The organism is Stenotrophomonas sp. YJH_SMC_19 (genome assembly GCF_059367915.1).
In genome coordinates this window covers 24,517-42,778 of sequence record NZ_JCAFRI010000031.1, presented here as the reverse complement: position 1 = coordinate 42,778, position 18,262 = coordinate 24,517, and the positions used below count along the sequence as shown (strand labels likewise).

The window sequence follows — 18,262 nt, the reverse complement described above, 5'->3', positions numbered from 1 at the left end:
TGCTCGACTATGGACGGTCAAACGGGCATTTTTATGGTGGTTCATCCGGGCTCTTTGGGGTCTGGAGAGGTGTGGTAACCACCATTTTCCAAAGATGTCCCGGATGAACAACGTACAGAGAGATCACAGTTAGTCGACTGCCTTAATCAATGCCGCCGAAGAGCCCGCACTGCGTGCGTTAATCGACTAACAGTCGACTCTACCAGTCGCCGCTACGCGTTAGGTGCCGGCACCCGCACCATCTTCGTCATCAAGTGTTCCACCACACCCGCAGGGTCCGCCGTGCGGCCCACATGCGTGCTCGACATCTGCACGATCGAGCTGCGCTTGGCGGTGAGGAAGTGGAAGCGGGCACGCGCGGGCAGCTGCGCGATGGGTCCGGCGCTGGCGTCACCGCGGCAGATGGCCACGATCGCATCCAGCCACGGTTGTAGCGCCTCCTGGTCCAGCGCCGGCGCGAAGGCCTGCAGGCGCGCAGGATCGATCTCGATGGCCGCTTCCAGATGGCGCGCGCCAGGGCAGGAGACGATCACCCCGACGTTGATGAACTCCTCGCGTTCCACCCGCGGTACCACGCGGATGACCGCATAGTCATACGTGTGCAGCGTGGGCACGGATGGCCTCCTGCACGAACACCGCACGCACTTTCAGGCGGTGCTTGAGATAATCGATGTAACCCTGGCGGTAGGCTTGGGGGCTGTCGAACGCCGGCTCGTTGACCAGCCAGCTGTCCGGCACCAGGCCGACGATGCGTTCGATCTCGGCATCGGTCAGGCGCGCGGCCAGCTCGGCATCCACCTCGGCGATGCGACTGGCGAACGACAGCAGCACATGGTCGCGGATCAACACGAACGGCTTTTCGCAGGCATCGCCGGCGTTGGCCCAGTCGTGATGGAAGTACATGGCCGCACCGTGATCGATCAGGTACAGCTTTCGATGCCACACCATCAGGTTCGGGTTGCGCGTGGTGCGATCGACATTGCTGGTGAACGCATCGAACCAGACGATGCGCGAGGCCAGGTCGGCATCCACCGGCATTGCCGCCGGATCGTAATTGATCGCACCGGGCAGGTAGTCCAGGCCCAGGTTCAGGCCTTCGCTGGCGCGGATCAGCTCCTGGATTTCCGGGTCGGGCTCGGTGCGGGCGAACTCGCGGTCCAGCTCGACGAACAGGATTTCCGGAATCGGCAGGCCCAGCGTGCGTGCCATCTCGCCGGCGATCAGCTCGGCGATCAACGCTTTCGGGCCCTGGCCGGCGCCACGGAACTTCAGCACGGCCATGCCGTCGTCGTCGGTCTCGACCACGGCCGGCAGGGAGCCACCTTCCCGCAAGGGCGTGATGTAGCGGAGGGCATGTACGGTGCGCATGCGTGCATTCTAGCGTGGGTGCAGGCGCAACCCTCTGACCGGCGAGGACCGATTTCGGCCTTCACCTGTCCCTTCCGCCTGCGATGGCAGCATCCTGCTACAGGAACCCTTGGGTTCATGGGCGTACTGGCACTCTCGATGCAGAGGCTCCAGGCTGGGTACCTGCTCGGCTGCCAGCGACGCGCACTGCGAAGCGGAAACCTCATCCACGATGTCCTGCAGGCTACGGAGGTGCACCGATGAGCGACGAATTCACTCCCATTCTGCCGACCTTGGACGATGCCAAGGCGGAAGAAATGATCGGCAAGGTCGTACTGGTCGGGGTTACCCGCTATGGCGGCGACGGTCAGGTAAAGGGGCTGGAGCAGTACGCCGGCACGGTGTTGCGCATCAGCGCCGACGAGGGCGTGGTGCTGGCCGACGAGAATGATGGCCACGAGCGCTACCTGCCACCGATGCTGGACCAGTACCAACCAGCCGAACCCGGCGAGTACCGCATGCGCACCAGCGGCATGATCGTGGTCGACCCCGACTACCTGGCCACCTGGGACCTGCACGCGCAGCAGTAGTGCCAGGCCATGCCTGGCAGGTGCCGGCAGTGCCCCGGCACCTCCCGGAGCCGCACTTTGCCCCATCCGGCCACTAGTCCTTCCGGCCCATTCACGACAACCCCTGCGGTGCTAGATTCGGGTCCATGCCCGATTCCGGGCGCCCATTCACACCTCAGGGGATAAGGATGCTCATCCGTCGAACCTCTCTGGCAGCGGCGGTTGCCGTTGCCACCGTCGGCCTGCTGGCCGCTGGCCCGGCGCTTGCCGATTACGCGAAGCCGCCGGAACACCTGCTCAAGGTGTTGAAGGCACCGCCGCCGCCGGCGCCGAACGTGGCCCCGGGCGGCCAGCGCCTGCTGCTGACCACCGCGCAAACCTACCCGTCGATCAGCCGCGTCGCCCAGCCGTACCTGAAGCTGGCCGGCGTGCGCCTGGAGCCGAAGAACCGCAGCCGCCATGACACGCCCGGTGGCTACGGCATTCCGGCCTGCGTGGCCGACTTCACCCTGGTCGACATCGGCAGCGGCAAGGAAACCAAGGTCAACCTGCCGCAGGGCTGCGCCACCGGCGCGCTGTGGTCGGCCGATGGCAGCCATTTCGCCTTCCAGAATGCGGTTGATACCAGCGTGCAGCTGTGGGTGGGCGATGCGGCCACCGGGCAGGTGAAGCAGGTGCCGAATGTGCAGCTGAACCCGATCTTCGGCTACACCGTGCAGTGGCTGGGCGGCAGCCAGAACCTGCTGGTGAAACTCGTACCGGCCAACCAGGGCCCGGCACCTTCCAACGGCGGCGTACCGACCGGCCCGGATGCACAGGAGTCGCTGGGCAGCAGTGGCGAGAGCAGCACCTACGAAGCCCGCGACACGCTGACCAGCGTGCATGACGAGAAGCTGTTCGCTTATTACGGTGCCTCGCAGCTGGCCGTGGTCGATACCGCCGCCAACAGCGTGCGTCCGGTCGGGCAGCCGGCGCTGTTCAACGAAGTCAGCGCCGCACCCGATGGCGTGCACGTGCTGACCGAATCGATCAAGGCGCCGTACTCGCATGCGGTGACCTACCAGCGCTTCGCCAACGACGTGGCCGTGCTGGACATCGCCAGCGGCAAATCCACGCCGATTGCCAGCCTGCCGCTGGCCGACCGCGTACCGGTGCATGGCGTGCCGGAAGGCCCGCGTGGCTTCGACTGGCGTGCCACCGATCCGGCCACCCTGGTCTATGCCGAGGCACTGGACAAGGGCGACTGGAAGGTCAACGTGCCGCACCGCGACCGCGTGCTGATGCTGAAGGCCCCGTTCAACGGCAAGCCGACCGAAATCACCCGTACCGCGCAGCGATTTGAGGGCTTCGCGTGGACCGCCGATCCGGCCGTGGCGTTCCAGTACGAGAACGACGAGAACCGCCACTGGATGCAGACCCGCATCGTCGATGTGGACCAGCCGAAGAAGGAAGGCCGCCTGCTGTGGGACATGTCCAGCGACGAGCTGTATGGCAACCCCGGCAACCTGGTCTTTACCCGCTTGCCGAATGGCGCGCAGGTGGTGCGCCGTGAGGGCAACCATGTGTTCCTCAGCGGCCGTGGCGCGTCGCCGCAGGGCGACCGTCCGTTCCTGGACCGCCTGGACCTGGGCACCCTGAAGAGCGAGCGCCTGTTCCGCAGCAGTGCCGACGCCTACGAACAGTTCCTCGGTTTCAGCAGCACGCCGGGGCGCTACCTGACCTGGCACCAGTCGGTGATCGATCCTCCGAACGCCTTCATCCGCCAGCAGGGTGAGGCAGTGGCTGATGCGAAGACCGGCGAGGCGCAGTTCGCGTCCACCGCGACCGCGCTGACCAAGCTGGTCGACCCGACCCCGGAGGTGCGCCAGATCAAGAAGCAGCTGGTGACCTACAAGCGTGCCGACGGCGTGGACCTGTCGTTCACCCTGTACACGCCGCCGGGCTACAAGGAAGGCCAGCGCGTGCCGGCGATCCTGTATGCGTACCCGGCCGATTTCGCCAATGCCGCGCAGGCCGGCCAGGTGTCCGGTTCGCAGCAGACCTTCACCCGTCTGCAGCCGTACCGCCTGATGCTGCTGGCCGGCTACGCGATCATCGACAACGCCTCGTTCCCGATCGTCGGGGACCCGAAGAACGCGTACGACACTTATCTGGAGCAGCTGGAAGCCGACGCCAAGGCGGCGGTGGACAAGGCCGTGGACATGGGCGTGGTCGACCGCAACCGCATCGGCGTGACCGGTCACAGCCACGGTGGCCTGATGACCGCCAACCTGATCGCGCACACCAAGCTGTTCAAGGCCGGCGTGGCGACCAGTGGTTCGTACAACAAGACCTTCACCCCGTTCGGCTTCCAGAACGAACGCCGCTCGGTCTGGCAGGCGCAGGACGTGTACCTGAAGGCCTCGCCGTTCTTCTATGCCGACAAGATCAAGCTGCCGCTGCTGCTGGTCCACGGCGAGGACGACGCCAACCCGGGCACCGAGCCGTTCCAGTCGCGCAAGCTGTACCAGGCCATTCGTGGCAACGGCGGCACCACCCGCCTGGTGATGCTGCCGAACGAACCGCACTGGTACACCGCGCTGGAGTCGAACGAGCAGCTGGTGTCGGAAATGCTGAACTGGTTCGACACCTACGTGAAGAACGCCAAGTGAAGGAACAGGAAGGCCACCTCCGGGTGGCCTTCCTGCATCCTGCTGTAGCGCCGAGCCCACGCTCGGCTGTAACCAGCCGCACGTGCTCTGCAATCAACTGTGGAGACTCGGTAACGACGTGTTACCGGCACATTCGCGTGCCACGCAGATGGGCTAGGCTGGCCCTGTGAGTTCGTCCCGGGTCGGTGCAATGAAAGCCATCGTTCTTGCTGCAACGTTGTCGTTGGTCCTGGTTTCAAACGCCCATGCCCAGTCGCTGCCCACCGAGCTGGCGCAGCTGGGGATCATCGCCGGCATGCCCTACGCCAAGGCCAAGCGCCTGCTGGATGCTGCGGGATGGCAGGTGAAGCCGGCGCAGGGCGCGCCGGAATCGCTGGAGGGCTTTCCGGAAGTGGGGTGCCAGAAGGGCGGGAAGCAGTGCGCGGCGACCTTCGAGAAGGGTGAACAGCAGATTGCGGTGCGGCTGGGCACTACCCTGGCAGGGCAGCCGTTCGTGCAGAGCGCTGATTGAGCACCCGAGCTCACGCCAACGGCAGGCGGTCCTGCGCATGCGCCAACCGGTCGTGCAGTTCGCGCACGTGCTCGGCCTTGGCATGGATGCGCGTGGTATCACCGAAACTGCGCAGGTAGGCGCACGCGGCGAAGCCGGCACTCTTCTTTTCGTACTCGGCAATCCAGGCCAGGCGATCCGGGTTGTTGGCCTGCTCGGCTGACCACGCGGCCACCGGCGGACGGATGCGGTACCTCAGGCCAACGCGCCACGGCTTTGGTGTCAGGCGCGCACGGAAGCAGTGCTGCAGCCGGCACATGCGCGCGTACAGGGTGTCGGCGCCCAGCGTTCTGAAGAACGCCTGAAGCTGCTCGTCTTCGGGCAGGAACGTGGCGTGCATGGCCAGCACGCGCAATCCAGCCGGCGTGCGGTACGTACGCAGATGCCAGTCCGGATGCTGTTCGCTGAAGGCCGCGACCCGCTGCAGGGCTACGCCTTCGGCGCCACCGGCCGCGGCCAGGCGCCGCTTGCGCTGCATCAGCATCGCCGTGTTGACCAGCAGCACCGCTGCCACCCCCAGCACCAGTCCCACCAGCCAGTGCCAGATCAGAGTGCCGATGACGGCGCCAGCGAACAGCAGCACTGCGGCGATGATTGCAGGCATCACGCAACCGGCAGGTGGCTGCGCATGATCGATGTCGGCGAACAGCACGTCCGGGGTGTTCAGGCACAGCGCACCGTAGCTGTTGCGTGTAATGATGACGTCGCCGTCGCGCTGCACGATCTGCTCGCGGATCGGCACACCCTCCACGCCGTAGTTGCTGCGCACTTCGCGTCGAGGAAGCGCCTGCCCGGCGAGGATGGCATTGAGGGCTTCGTTGGCGCGGCGATCGGCGTGCACCTGCGCCTCGGCAGGGCCTTCGTCGGACCAGCCGAAGCGGCGCACGACCACCGGCCGGCCACGGAAACGGGCCTGCAGGCGGGCTTCGGCCCAATACGCGGGAACGATCATCATCGTGCGGTGCTCCATCTTCCATGGCAGGTGCCGAAGCGAGTCTGGCACAGCGCCGGTGCGCCCGCATCCGCCTGCTGCAGTGGGCCGGGCGGAGTGATAGATTGCGCGCTTCGCATGCACTCCACCAAGGACGGAGCGATGTTCATGATCCTGCGCGGCCTGTTGGCCCTGGCCTATGCCGGGGCGGTAGGCGTGGCCACCGCAGCGGTACCGGCAGGGCCGCAGATCCTCACCGAGGATGTCAGCCGTTTCTATGCACTTTATGACAGCGCTGGCGGCAAGCCCAGCGTTGCGCAGCTGCGTGGATACCTGGCCGAGGGTTCGGCCGGCCTGGCCGAACTGGCCAAGGCGCGCCGGGTCACTCCCGAAGGCATTGCCGAGTCCATCGCCAGCCAGCCCGAGCTGTATGCACAGGGACGAAACTGCCTGGCCGAACTGCCCGCGGTGAAGCAACGCCTGACGCAGGTGTTTTCCAACCTGCAGGCGATCTACCCGCAGACCCGGTTCCCGCCGGTGACCATCGCGGTGGGCCGCGGCCGGCCGGTCGGGCTGACCTCTAAAAGCGGCGTGATCATTGGTCTGGAAGCGCTGTGCGCGGCCGACTTCATGAATGCCAATGTGCAGGATCGCTTCGTGCATGTGATCGCACACGAATACGTGCACATCCAGCAGACCGGCCTGATCGACTTCGAGCCGGGTGACCCGCGCGCGACAGTGCTGCGTGTTTCGCTGGGCGAGGGCATCGCCGAATTCATCACCGAGCTGATTTCCGGCAACGTCGGCAATGGGCGTCACGCGGCCTGGACCCGTGGCCGGGAAGTGCATATCGAAAGCGCGTTCGCGCTGGATCTGGACAGCACCGATCTGTCGCCGTGGCTGTACAACTACAAGCCGGGCTCGCAGGAACCCTACGACCTGGGGTACTGGGTGGGTTACCGCATCGCCAAGGCCTATTACCTGCAGGCCAAGGACAAGCGTGATGCGGTGCGTGCGCTGATCCAGCAGGACAACCCGAAAACGATCCTCGCCGCCAGCGGCTGGACGCCGGGCATGTGGATGCCGGCGAAAGTCACGGGTGTAGCGGCGCGTACGGCTGCACGCTGAGCACAGGGCAGGGCGTTAGACTGCGCAAGATGATTTCAGGAGTACCCGCATGCGTGGACCTGTTGAGCTTGCCGCTGCAACCGTCGTGACGTTGGGCCTCGCGTTGGCTTCTCCGCTGGGTGCCGCCGAAGTCGTCGCAGTCAATCCGCTGCTGCAGACGCCCATCGACCAGTTGCGCCCCGACGAGGTTCGTTTCATGCAGCAGCGCCTGGCCGATTTTCCGGAGTTGCAGCGCTATCGTGATGCCAACGCGCGACTGCCTGCGGCCGTGCCGGGCCAGCCGCGCGTGGTGTTCTTCGGCGACTCGATCACCGAAGGCTGGGGTGCGGAAGGCAGCGCTGGATTCTTCCCCGGCAAGGGCTGGCTCAACCGCGGCATCAGCGGCCAGACCACGGCGCAGATGCTGGTGCGCTTCCCGCAGGACGTGCTGGCACTGAAGCCACAGGTGGTGGTGATCCTGGCCGGCACCAACGACATTGCCGGCAACACCGGCCCGTCCACGCAGGCGATGATCGAGGACAACCTGCACGCGATGGTGGACCTGGCGCGTGCACATGGCATCGCCGTGGTGCTGGCATCGGTGCTGCCGGTCAGCGATTACCCCTGGTTGCCGGGAACAACGCCAGCGCCCAAGGTGCGTGCATTGAACACGGCGTTGAAGCGCTATGCCGATGCGAAGCAGGTGGTCTATCTGGACTACTACACGCCGATGGCCAATGCCGCCGGAGGACTCGATGCGCAGCTGGCCGAGGATGGCGTGCATCCCACGGCGAAGGGCTATGCGGTGATGGCGCCGTTGGCCGAGGCGGCGGTCAAGCGCGCGCTGCAGCAGAAGTAGCTTCTGCGGGCAGACTCGCCAGCAACCACTCACAGAAACTGATCACCAGCGGATCGGCCGCGCTGTCCTCATGCACCAGCCAGCTCCAGCGCGGGCCGCGCACGCGTGCCTCATCCAGCGGCTGCAGCAGCCCCTGATCGCAGGCGCGTGCCGCCAGCAGCTCGCTGACCAGGGCGATACCCAGCCCTTGGCAGGCAGCATCCAGCAGCTGCCCGGGTTCGGAGAAGTTCATGCCTTCGCGGCGCTGGCCGACATCGGCGCCCCCCTGTACCTGCCACTGGCTCCAGTCCATTTCGCGCTCGCCATGCAGGGTGAGGCGTTCGTGCACCGGCGTGGCGAGCAGGGCCGGATGGCAGGCCGGAAAGAGGCGATCCTGCAGCAGCACGCGATGCTGGCACTGCGCCTGTGAGTCGAGGTCATCGCGTACCGCCACGTCCAGCGTCTGCGTGGTCATATCCGGTGCCTCCTCGCTGGTCAGCAGCCACAGGTCGGCGTCGGGATGCAGGCGGTGGAAGCTGGCCAGGCGCGGCACCAGCCAATGCCGGGCAAAGGCTGGACTGGTGTTGACGATCAGTTGATTCGGCTTGCGGTACTGATCGAGCCGGCGGATGCCGCTGGCCAGCTGCCGCAGCAGGGACTGGGTGGTTTCCAGCAGGTCGATGCCGGCGTCGGTGAGGGTGACGCTGCGGCCCTGCCGGAAGAACAACGGCTGCTGCAGCGAGGCTTCCAGGCCCCGGATCTGCTGGCTGATGGCCGACTGGGTCAGATGCAGTTCCTCGGCCGCCCTGTGGAAACTACCCAGGCGGGCGGCGGCCTCGAAACCACGCAGCGCGTTCAGCGGTGGCCAATGCTTCAGCATTTCAGATAAGTAAAACTGTTCAATTGGTGGCTGAATCTATCGTTTGTGCTTATCGATACGCAAGCGCAGCATAGGTCCATCCCACACCGGCCCTGGAGCCCGTCATGAGCAGCCGTCGTCACTTCCTCACCCAGCTGGCGGGCGCCGCTGGCCTTGGCGGCCTGGCCGCCCTCGGCCTGGCGGGGCTGCCCGCGCGCGTATCCGCAGCGGGGCCAGCAGCGGGCGTCTGGCGCATGCCGGACGAGCACGGCCCGCAGGAGCGCGTTTTCCTGGCCTTCGCCGCGCAGCCTCGGGTCTGGGGCGCGCAGGCCGATGCGGTGAACACCGCTGTGGCCCGGCTGGCCCGCACCATCGCCCGCCACCAGCCGGTCAGCGTGCTGTGCCGCCCGGCGCAGCGGAAGCTGGCGCAGGATCGCTGCGGCCGCGACAACATCGAGTTCCTCGAGGTGCCGCTGGATGACATCTGGGTGCGCGACTACGGCGGTTGTTTCGTCACCGATGGCAAGGGCGGGCTGGGCCTGGTTGATTTCAACTTCAACGGCTGGGGCGGCAAGCAGAGCGCACGGAACGATGGTGCGGTGGCGCCGTGGCTGGCGCAGGTGACCGGTGCCACGCTGCTGGAAAGCGATCTGGTGGGCGAGGGTGGCGGCATCGAAGTCGATGGCCATGGCACGGCCATCCTCACCGAAAGCTGCTGGGTGAACCGCAATCGCAATCCCGGCTGGTCGCGCGCGGATATCGAGGCCGAGCTGATGCACCACCTCGGCCTGCGCAAGGTGATCTGGCTGCCCGGCATCGCCGGCGAGGACATCACTGACGCACACGTGGATTTCTATGCGCGCTTCGTGCGTCCGGGCGTGGTGATCGCCAATCTGGACGACGATCCGGAGTCCTACGACTACGATCTGACCCGCGAGCACCTGGAGATTCTGCGCGGCGCCACCGATGCCGATGGCCGTCGTCTGCAGGTGCACACGCTGCCGCCGCCGCTGGACGGGCGCGACAACGTGCATACCCGCGACAACGATGATCTGGCGATGGGCTACATCAACTACCTGCCGATCAACGGCGCGGTGGTCGCGCCGCAGTTCGGTGACGACGCAGCCGATGGCTACTGCCGTGAACTACTGGAAGACATGTATCCCGGTCGTGTGATCGAACAGGTGGACATCGATGCGATCGCCGGTGGCGGTGGCGGCATCCATTGCGTGACCAAGAACATGCCGAAGGTAGGCTGAGGTGCCTCAGGCGTCGTCCTGCTTCAACGCCGCATCGGCCGCCAGCAGCGCCTCGGCGGCTGCACTGAGCGGCGGCGACGGCGGGGCAACCACGCCGATCGCTTCCATCATCTTCGGCATGCCCAGGAACTGGCGCGCGCGACGGTCGTAGATGCCGGTGACCAGCAGCGCACGGGTGGCGATCTTCTGCTCGGGCCCGATCAGCACGCGCTGCTCCATGATGCCGCGCGAGCCGATCCAGCCGACCAGGCGTGTTTCCAGGGTGAAGCGCTGGAACGGCTTCAGTTCGCGGCGGAACTGGATGGTGCCGGCGCCGACGATCGGTGCCCACTTCTCGCGCAGCGCCACCCGGCCCAGGCCCATGCGCAGGATCAGGTCCAGCCGGCCCAGATCGAAGATGTTCCAGTAGCGGCCGTTGGTCATGTGCAGGTTGCTGTCCAGATCGTTGGGCAGTACCCGGAACTGCAGCCGCGAGACCCCGAACGGCGCCTCCACCTTCGGCCGGAACAGGCTGCACAGCAGCAGGTGGAGCAGGCGGAACCAGAGATTCATGGTTATGACGACTGTTATAGAATCGCCGGTACGCTAATCTATGACGACTGTCCTGGCAAGGAGCTTGTCGTGAGCCCGCGTCCCTCTGATGCGCCACAACGCGTGATTGATGCTGCGGCACAGATGCTGGCGCGCGTGGGTCTCAATGCCACCAGCATCCGTGAGGTGACCAAGCTGGCCGAGGCGCCGCTGGGCTCCACCTATCACCACTTTCCCGGCGGCAAGCAGGAGCTGCTGGCGCGCGCCACCCACATGGCTGGTGACAAGGTGGAGGCGCTCCTCGTTGAGTTGTTGAAGGGCGGGGCCGTGCAGGGCCTGCAGCAGTTTCTGGCGATGTGGCGCGAGCGCCTGCTGCGCTCCGGGTTCCGCGCGGGTTGTCCGGTGCTGGCCGCTGCCGTCGAAGAGCCGGTCGAGGCGGTTACCAGCCAACCGCGCGTGGCCGCCGCAGAGGTGTTCGTGCGCTGGCAGGGGCATCTGGCCGCAGCCTTCATTGCCGACGGCCACGAACCTGCGGCGGCGGATGGACTGGCCAGCCTGGTGATCGCCAGCGTGGAAGGCGCCGTGGCGATGTGCCGCGCACTGCAGGACATCGCCCCGTTCGACCAGGTGGCCGCGCAGTTGCTGAAGGCGGCCGCGCCTCCTTGATCCGGCTATACGTGTGCGGAAGACGCGCAGCAGGTCATCGGAAGATCATCAGGTAGCCCCAGCCGAGCGCGATGGGCAGGAAGGCAGCGATGGCCGACGCGCCAAGCCAACGCAGGTAGCTGCGGGAGGCGGGGCATCCCTGCCGCTTGAGGGCCCAGGCATGCGTCGGGAGCACCAGCAACGCCTGCACCGCAAAGGTGGCCACGGCGGCAAGCCATGCCACCAGGACGCCGAGGCAGCCATCGCTGAAGCAGCGGCTACCAAACCACGAACCCCAACCGGCGAGGCCAATCATTGGAACGAACATCACGAGCGCGGTGGCGCGGGTGAACTGGGAGGCGTGCATGCCGTGGCGCATAGCTCTTCTGGTGGAAAATCATAATCCAGCCGCCGGCGCGCGGGTACAAGGCCGGCGCCAGTGCGGACTGTGGGTGATGGACCCACGGCCCCATCGCGCTAGAATCCGTCCACCACCGCCTACGCGTGCCCGGCAAGGATGTCCGCATGCAGTATCAGGTTTCTGAGGTCCCTGGCCGCAATGCCACGCGCCCGCTGGCGGCGGCATGAAGAACTCGCGCCATTTTTCCATCAGTGCATTGAAGTTGCCCAGGAGCCGCGGCAGTGAAGTCGTGCGTGCGGCTGGCCGCGCACGCGGTGGCCATGATCGTCGCGTTGACCGGCGCCACCGTTTTCCATGCCTCGGGTCTGCAGTTGGCGGCCGCTGTCGATGCAATGCCGCTGCGCTACCCGATTGCGGTAGTGCTGGCCGGGTAGTACTGCAATTCCGGGCGATTTCGTCTGTGCTTCACTTTTTCCAGGATCTTCATGCGACAGCGCATTGCACGGAAACGCGTCCTGGCCACAACGGTCGTTCTATCGATGGTTGCGGTCGTAGCGCTGCTGGCCAGCGTGCGCCCGCAGTGGCGGCGGGAAGTCGGACCGCCGCCGATCAATCTGGGAACGGCACGGATGCAGGCCGAAGTGATGGCAGAGCTCATCGACCTGCGACCGACACCGCCAGGAAAGCCGCCGGTTCCACCGACTCCAATGAAGGGAGTCTCCTCCCCGATGCTGGCCGGTAACAGTGGGTTCGCGACCGCAGCGGTGCGGTTGGAAGACGTCGCGCCAGCACACTTCGAGCCGCGCGGCTGGGAGCCCGACATTCCATTCGCTGTGATGGAATGGACTGCGCCTTCCTGCGGTGAAGGATATCCCGCCCCGGTCTGCCAGGTTCGTCACAGCGTCGTCGAGTGGCGCGATGATGACAGTGCGGCGTCCTTTCAACTGCAGCAGCATCTGGAGTCGATGCTGCAGGTTGCGAACCGCCGGGCTTCACGGGTACCCGGTCTCGCGTTCGAGCTTGCACACGTGCGGGCGCAACGGATGACGTGGGACGAGCTTCAGCAACGGCGCGCGCGCGGTATCGAGGGATGCACGGGTGGCCCGGGCCATCCGGATCTGGGCGTTGTCTATCTGCAGCGTCCTGTGTTCAGCCTGGATGGGAACTGGGCAATGGCATCGGTCGCCTCGGATCTGTGCAGTGGAGGAACGGCGATGCGTGTCCTCTACCTTCTGCATCGCAGGAAGGGCGGCTGGGAGCGTGTTCGAGTGGAGCCTGTCCGCCATATGAGCTTTGGACAGGGCCTGTGGCCCGCGTTGCCGGAGTCGTGATGACAGATACCTCGTTCAAGCCAAACCGTGACTGCCAACAACGGATCGCCTGGCGACGCATTGCATCGCTGGCGGCGGCGCTGTCGGCCTTGGCGCTCATGGCCGGGATCTGCAGCCTGCGCCCGAGGTGGCAGCAGGAGATCGGTCGGCTACCGATCAACCTGGGAACAGCGCAGATGCAGGCGGAGGCGATGGCGCTGGCGATCCGGCAGAGCCCCCCATTCCCCCCTCCACCCCCGCCAGTGCCGCAGCCAACGCCAGTTCTGCCATCGTCGCTGAGCGAGGTGCCCAGCGCACCGCAGACACCGTCCACGCGCGTTGATCAATGGCGCCCGCAGGAACAGCCGCAGTTGACCGACCCGGTGGGGGAGGACATCTACGTGATGGAGCAGACCTTGCCCTATTGCTGGCCGGGCAGCAGTGCCTCCATCTGCCAGGAGGTGGACGACCTGGTCCTGCCGCTGGACGACCGGTGGCCGCCGGACATCCATGCGCTGCGGTTGCAGCTGCAGGCGGACCTGGTTCCCGTCAATCGCCGGTCCACGCCAGTGCCTGCGGCCGCATTGGCCGGTGCGCAGCGGATGGACGGCGCGGGGCTTCGAGCGCTGCGGGAGCAAGGGTGCGGGGCAACGGTGCATGGGCCGACTCGGACATACGACCACGTCGCCTATCTGACCCGGCCTGTTTTCAGCGTCGATGGGCAGTGGGCTATGATTGCGGTCGCCTGGGATTCGTGTTCCGACGATTTCGTCTACCGGGAGCTTGTCGTGCTGCATCGGGAACAAGAACGCTGGATGGCCGAACCCCCGGAACGGGGTCTGGGCGGCGTATGGGACGGCCGCATACTGCGGCCCTGGACGTACAACCACTGACGAGGAAGAGCGCATGGATGTCGCTGCACGCAGGAACAGGACGTTGTTTCGTTGGATCATGGTGACGCTGCTGGCAGTATTGATGCCGTTTGCGGCACTGGCGCAGCCCGCAGCCGGGGAGGCCGATGGCGCCGAAGCCGCCACTGCCGCGGAAGAGGCGCGATGCCGCGCCTGCACCTACGAGCGTATCGGGCACAAGGTCGATATCGGGCTGGTTGCACTGGTGTCGCTGCTGGTGGTGGGCCTGCTGGTAGCGGCGTCCCGCGAGTGGGGCACCACCTCGCAGCGCTGGACCTGCCGCACGCTGGCTCTGTTGCTGGTGGGTGTCGGTGTGGCATTGCTGTGGTGGGCTGGCAGCGTCGTCTACCTGGGCTACAACCCGTGGCAGGAAATGGCCGCCCCTGTCGATGGTTCGCTTACCTCGACACTGCTCAACACCTCACCGAAGTGGCTGGCGGCGCTGGCGTTGATTGGTTTCGCGCCTTCCATCTGGAAGCGCAGCGAGCGCCTGCCGGCCTGGCGTATCGGCTGATCCTGGAACGACGGCGCCGGATCACACCCGGCGCCGCCTGCGGTCATCAGTCAAAGCGCCAGCGCACGCCCGCATAGACGCCACGCCCATCGCCCGGGGTCGAGCGCGCGACATCCTTGCCGGCGTCGTCGTAGCCCGGCGTGACCGTGGCGGCGTAGTGGCGGTTGCCGAGGTTGCGCATCTCCGCCCAGGCCTGCCAGCGGCCACCGGGTGCGTCGTAGCCGATGCGGCTGCCGAAGATCACATGGCTGTCAGCCCAGTAGCTGTTGGCGTAGTCCACGGCGATGCGCGAGGCGTATTCGGTATTGAGCGCGGCGTACAGGCCGGATGCATGATCGAAGCGCAGCTCGGCCTGGTAGGCGTGGCGCGGCAGGCCGGGCAGGCGGTTGCTGCCGAAACGCGCGTCGTGGCGATAGCGGAAATCGCTGAAGGTATACGCCTGGCGCAGCGACAGGCGGCCCGGTGCAGCCTGCCACAGCGTGCTGTCCAATCCGGCCTCGATGCCGCGGTGAACGGTGGGGCTGGCGTTGTTCTCGGCGATGAACAGGTTCGGCACCGGTTGCAGTTCGACGCTGAGCAGTTCGTGGTTTACGTGCGCGTAGTAGCCGGTCAGTTCCCAGCGACCCAGCGCCGCGTCACCGCGCGCACCCAGTTCCAGCGTGGTGGCGGTCTGGTTCTGCATCGGCACCGGCGCGCGCTGGCGGCCGGTAGACGGGCCATTGCCCGGCCCGAAGTACTGGTTCGAGCCCCAGATCATCGACCAGGGGTGCGGCGCCTCCACCGAGCGGCTGAGGTTGCCGAACCACTGGGTCTGGGCGCTGTGCTGCCAGGTGAAGCCCAGTCGCGGCGCATAGTCCCAGTCGTGGTCGCGCAGGCGGCCACCGCTGCTCGGCCAGGTCACCTGCACATCGCGGCGGGTTTTGATCAGCGCCAGCCCGGTCTGCATGCGCAGGCGGTCATTGAAGGTGAGGGTATTGCTGACGTGCAGCGTGCTGTCGGTGCCGTGGTGCCGGAAGTCACGCGTGCGCGTACCCGCGGCATAGCCGTTGCTGGCAAAGCGCAGCGACTCGCGCACATCGGCGTCCAGATCGTGGGTGACGCGCAGGCCGACCGTGGTCTCGCTGTCCAGGCCGAACAGCCGGTGGCGGCGGCGGTAGTCCAGCGTGGCGTTGAGGTTGGCGTAGTCCAGCTGCTGCCGGTACAGGCTCTCGTTCAAGTCCATCGGGTACTTGTGATAGACCAGCCCGGCCTGGAACGAGGAGTCCTCATCGATCTGCAGCGTGGTGACGTTGCCCACCCAGGTGCTGCCCGGCTGCGGGCGACGCGCATCGATGGCCAGGTTGGCCGCATTCGCGGCACGCGGATCGTTGCGGATCTGGTCGCGGGTCAGGCGGCCGGGCGTTTCATGATTGGTTTCGCGATAGCGCACGAAGAAGCGCGTCTGCAGGTCGGGCGTGATCTGCCAGCCGATGTTGGCCATCGCACCCTTGCCGTCGCCGCGCGCATGACGCTGGTAACCGTCGAACTCGGTATCGGTGTAGGCCAGGAAGTAGTCGACATCACCACTGACGCCGCCCCAGCTGATGCCGCGCTTCTGGTAGCCACGCCTGCCGGCTTCGTAGTGCAGCTGCACACCCGCCGAATCACGACCGCTACGGCTGACGTAGTCGATGGCACCACCCAGCGCCAACGCACCGCGCTCGAAGCCGTTGGCGCCGCGCAGGACTTCCACGCGCGACAGCCACAGCGGTTCCAGCAGCTCGTAGGGCGTGCCGCCCGGGCCGGTCAGTGGCAGGCCGTCGATCGACACCGCAATGCCCGAGGCGTGCGCGCCCGGGCCACGGTTGATGCCCGAGCCACGGATCGAGATCTTGGTGCCCTCATTGCCCGGCGACTGCGCGCTGATGCCCGGTTGGTAGGCCAGCACATCGGCGCTGGTGGACAGTCGGCTGTCGGCCTTGGCCACGTCGATCAGGTTGCTGGCGCCGGGAACGCGCTTCAGCGCCTCGCGCGCCTGCGCGCTGGCATCGGCGGCAGCGGTGACCTGCACGGCATCCAGCGTGGTGGCCTGTGGGGCCGCAGCGGCGGTGGAAGAGAGGCCGAGGGAAACGGCCAGGAACAGCAGCGAGGGGGTGGGGCGGTACGACGAGAGCGACATGCGGGAATGCTGTAAACCACAAAAGTGGCGCGCAAGTTAACAGTTCGGCGGCGTCACGTCACCCACCGGCGGCGTATGGCCGCCCGCAACATCCATGTAGAGCCGAGTCCATGCTCGGCTATCGCGCGCAGCGGGGGTCTCCTGAGATCGCAACGAAGAGCAGCCGAGCATGGGCTCGGCTCTGCAGCAGGGTTTAGGGCGAGGGCTTCGCCAGCGCCTTGGCCTTCGCGTACAGCCGATCAGCCGCTTCCCTATCGCCCAATGCCGCATGGCACTCGGCCAGGCTGTCCCACGCGTTGGCCGAATCCGGATACAACTCGGCGTTGAGCGCGAACACTTTCAGCGCCTTGCTGGCACCCAGACTCTCGCGGATGGCATAGCCATCACCGTTGATCGCACGTTCCAGTTCACCTGTGGGAACGCCATTGCTGTCGCGCAGCCAGCTACGCATCTGCGGTTTCGCATCGGTGCTGTCATCCCGCGCATAGCCGATCAACCGCTCGGACAACACCGCATGCGGAAACTCCCCGGGCGCGGCCACCCCCATCATGCTCTCCACCAGCGTGCTGGACCAGACATTGCGGGCGCTGCCGTTGGTCAGGTACACGAACACCCAGTAGCCGCTGGCCAGCGTGCCCTTGTAGGCCAATCGCGCACGTACACGGGTGCCACCATCGTGGCCGACCTGGGTGTAGCCGTCGCTTCGGGTGGTGTCCCAACCGGTGGAGAAGAAATTGCTACCGCCACCGCTCAGTTTCTGCGGCTGCCAGAGCTTTTCCAGGGTCGCCGTGCGCACCAGCTTTCCGCTCGCCAGCGCCTGCAGGAAACGGTTCATGTCGCCCACGCTGGTCTGCAGATCGGCATGGCCCCAGCCGTAATCCGGCCAGGCATCTTCATTGGCCGGCTGCAGCTGGCCGTCCTTGCCGATGTAAGGCACCGCCGCGCGCGTGGCTGGCACGCTGGCGATGGCCCATGACGTGCTGGCCATCTTCAATGGCTGCAGGATGCGTTCGCGCGCGATGGCTGGGTAGGGCTTGCGGTAATGCGCTTCCAGCAAGGCGGTCAGCACCAGGTAGTTGGCCTGGATGTACTGTACGCGGCTGCCGGTGGCGAACTGCATCGGTGTCGCGCCGGCTACCTTCAGTGCAGCGCCAAGGTCAGGGGCTACACCGGGGTAGCCCTTGCTGACCCAACGGTTGTCGACACGATCGTAGTACTCGCCGATACCCGAGCTGTGGTTGAGGAAATCGCGCACGTGGATCGCCTGCCATGCTGCAGGCAGGTCCGGCACATAGCGGCTGGCCGGTGCATCCAGATCCACCTTGCCCTGGTCGACCAACTGCATCACCAGCGTGCTGGTCAGCAGCTTGGCCATCGACTGCGCGGCGAAGATGGTCTCGACGGTGGCGGGCGCATGGGTAGCGGGATCACGTTCACCGCTGGCGCCCTGGTACAGCACCTGACCGTTGTGGGCGACCAGTATCGCCTGGCCGGCGATGCCGTAGCGTTCGCGGTTGGTCTGCAGCTGGGTGCTGAGCTGCTTGGAAAGATCGCCGGCAGTTTCAAGCGCCGAAACGGGTGGGATCGCAAACAGCGTGCAGAGCAATGCAACGGCCAGGGTGCGGTACATCGCGGTGATCCATCAGCGGTGATGGCGCATGTTGGTCACGTCGGAAGAGCGGGTCAAGGGCACCGATTCCCGCATCAGGGAGAGCCGGCCA

Annotated in this window: 19 protein-coding genes; 11 read left to right on the top strand and 8 right to left on the bottom strand. The window is 66.2% G+C overall.

Annotation, left to right across the window (positions count from 1 at the left end; genetic code table 11):
- Nucleotides 1-212 precede the first annotated feature (212 nt).
- Nucleotides 213-614 (bottom strand): DUF3037 domain-containing protein, encoded by a 402-nt coding sequence (locus AC5P5R_RS20935; RefSeq protein WP_033835287.1) that lies wholly within the window; start codon nt 612-614, stop codon nt 213-215.
- Entirely contained in the window at nt 592-1,368 is a 777-nt protein-coding gene (locus AC5P5R_RS20930; RefSeq protein WP_021202746.1) for a HipA family kinase, read from the bottom strand. The genes AC5P5R_RS20935 and AC5P5R_RS20930 overlap by 23 nt, the downstream gene beginning before the upstream one ends.
- Before the next feature lie 239 nt (nt 1,369-1,607).
- On the opposite strand from AC5P5R_RS20930, the gene AC5P5R_RS20925 reads away from it, so the two are divergent.
- From AC5P5R_RS20925 to AC5P5R_RS20915, 3 genes are all read left to right on the top strand, one after another.
- Entirely contained in the window at nt 1,608-1,937 is a 330-nt protein-coding gene (locus AC5P5R_RS20925; protein ID WP_005413891.1) for a hypothetical protein, read from the top strand.
- Between the two features lie 167 nt (nt 1,938-2,104).
- On the top strand, nt 2,105-4,567 hold the full coding sequence (locus AC5P5R_RS20920) for a S9 family peptidase (RefSeq protein WP_012480743.1): 2,463 nt from the start codon (nt 2,105-2,107) through the stop codon (nt 4,565-4,567).
- Nucleotides 4,568-4,757: 190 nt separating this feature from the next.
- On the top strand, nt 4,758-5,078 hold the full coding sequence (locus AC5P5R_RS20915; protein ID WP_049459701.1) for a hypothetical protein: 321 nt from the start codon (nt 4,758-4,760) through the stop codon (nt 5,076-5,078).
- 10 nt (nt 5,079-5,088) lie between these two features.
- Here AC5P5R_RS20915 and AC5P5R_RS20910 read toward each other — a convergent pair whose 3' ends face one another.
- Nucleotides 5,089-6,072: a hypothetical protein gene (locus tag AC5P5R_RS20910; RefSeq protein WP_043034683.1), complete on the bottom strand. Its 984-nt coding sequence runs from the start codon at nt 6,070-6,072 to the stop codon at nt 5,089-5,091.
- Between the two features lie 138 nt (nt 6,073-6,210).
- Between AC5P5R_RS20910 and AC5P5R_RS20905 the strand changes: the two genes are divergently transcribed.
- Nucleotides 6,211-7,176: a DUF2268 domain-containing putative Zn-dependent protease gene (locus tag AC5P5R_RS20905; RefSeq protein WP_049397597.1), complete on the top strand. Its 966-nt coding sequence runs from the start codon at nt 6,211-6,213 to the stop codon at nt 7,174-7,176.
- A 49-nt stretch (nt 7,177-7,225) separates the two neighbouring features.
- Nucleotides 7,226-8,014, top strand: a complete 789-nt coding sequence (locus AC5P5R_RS20900; protein ID WP_100438732.1) for an SGNH/GDSL hydrolase family protein — start codon at nt 7,226-7,228, stop codon at nt 8,012-8,014.
- Here AC5P5R_RS20900 and AC5P5R_RS20895 read toward each other — a convergent pair.
- Complete coding sequence (locus tag AC5P5R_RS20895) at nt 7,989-8,873, bottom strand: LysR family transcriptional regulator (protein WP_005413886.1); 885 nt, start codon at nt 8,871-8,873, stop codon at nt 7,989-7,991. The genes AC5P5R_RS20900 and AC5P5R_RS20895 overlap by 26 nt on opposite strands.
- Before the next feature lie 104 nt (nt 8,874-8,977).
- Between AC5P5R_RS20895 and AC5P5R_RS20890 the strand changes: the two genes are divergently transcribed.
- Complete coding sequence (locus tag AC5P5R_RS20890; protein ID WP_100438731.1) at nt 8,978-10,111, top strand: agmatine deiminase family protein; 1,134 nt, start codon at nt 8,978-8,980, stop codon at nt 10,109-10,111.
- A gap of 6 nt (nt 10,112-10,117) precedes the next feature.
- On the opposite strand, the gene AC5P5R_RS20885 is transcribed toward AC5P5R_RS20890, so the two are convergent.
- Complete coding sequence (locus AC5P5R_RS20885) at nt 10,118-10,663, bottom strand: thioesterase family protein (RefSeq protein WP_100438730.1); 546 nt, start codon at nt 10,661-10,663, stop codon at nt 10,118-10,120.
- A gap of 69 nt (nt 10,664-10,732) precedes the next feature.
- Here AC5P5R_RS20885 and AC5P5R_RS20880 point away from each other — a divergent pair, with 69 nt between their 5' ends.
- Complete coding sequence (locus AC5P5R_RS20880) at nt 10,733-11,308, top strand: TetR/AcrR family transcriptional regulator (protein WP_065183680.1); 576 nt, start codon at nt 10,733-10,735, stop codon at nt 11,306-11,308.
- 34 nt (nt 11,309-11,342) lie between these two features.
- On the opposite strand, the gene AC5P5R_RS20875 is transcribed toward AC5P5R_RS20880, so the two are convergent.
- Nucleotides 11,343-11,654 carry a hypothetical protein gene (locus AC5P5R_RS20875; protein ID WP_223846431.1) on the bottom strand — a complete coding sequence of 104 codons (312 nt, stop codon included), beginning with the start codon at nt 11,652-11,654 and terminating at the stop codon, nt 11,343-11,345.
- A gap of 275 nt (nt 11,655-11,929) precedes the next feature.
- Here AC5P5R_RS20875 and AC5P5R_RS20870 point away from each other — a divergent pair, with 275 nt between their 5' ends.
- The 4 genes from AC5P5R_RS20870 to AC5P5R_RS20855 are packed head-to-tail and all read left to right on the top strand — an operon-like array spanning nt 11,930 to nt 14,383.
- On the top strand, nt 11,930-12,082 hold the full coding sequence (locus AC5P5R_RS20870) for a hypothetical protein (protein WP_157803281.1): 153 nt from the start codon (nt 11,930-11,932) through the stop codon (nt 12,080-12,082).
- A 51-nt stretch (nt 12,083-12,133) separates the two neighbouring features.
- Complete coding sequence (locus AC5P5R_RS20865; protein WP_164281722.1) at nt 12,134-12,979, top strand: energy transducer TonB; 846 nt, start codon at nt 12,134-12,136, stop codon at nt 12,977-12,979.
- Nucleotides 12,979-13,851, top strand: a complete 873-nt coding sequence (locus AC5P5R_RS20860) for a hypothetical protein (protein ID WP_100438727.1) — start codon at nt 12,979-12,981, stop codon at nt 13,849-13,851. The genes AC5P5R_RS20865 and AC5P5R_RS20860 overlap by 1 nt, the downstream gene beginning before the upstream one ends.
- A gap of 13 nt (nt 13,852-13,864) precedes the next feature.
- Nucleotides 13,865-14,383, top strand: coding sequence for a hypothetical protein (locus AC5P5R_RS20855; protein ID WP_043034615.1), 519 nt, complete (start codon nt 13,865-13,867; stop codon nt 14,381-14,383).
- 46 nt (nt 14,384-14,429) lie between these two features.
- Here the strand turns inward: AC5P5R_RS20855 and AC5P5R_RS20850 are convergent, their stop codons facing one another.
- Nucleotides 14,430-16,541: a TonB-dependent receptor family protein gene (locus tag AC5P5R_RS20850; RefSeq protein WP_100438726.1), complete on the bottom strand. Its 2,112-nt coding sequence runs from the start codon at nt 16,539-16,541 to the stop codon at nt 14,430-14,432.
- Between the two features lie 193 nt (nt 16,542-16,734).
- Complete coding sequence (locus tag AC5P5R_RS20845; RefSeq protein ID WP_164281723.1) at nt 16,735-18,171, bottom strand: serine hydrolase domain-containing protein; 1,437 nt, start codon at nt 18,169-18,171, stop codon at nt 16,735-16,737.
- Between the last annotated feature and the right edge of the window lie 91 nt (nt 18,172-18,262).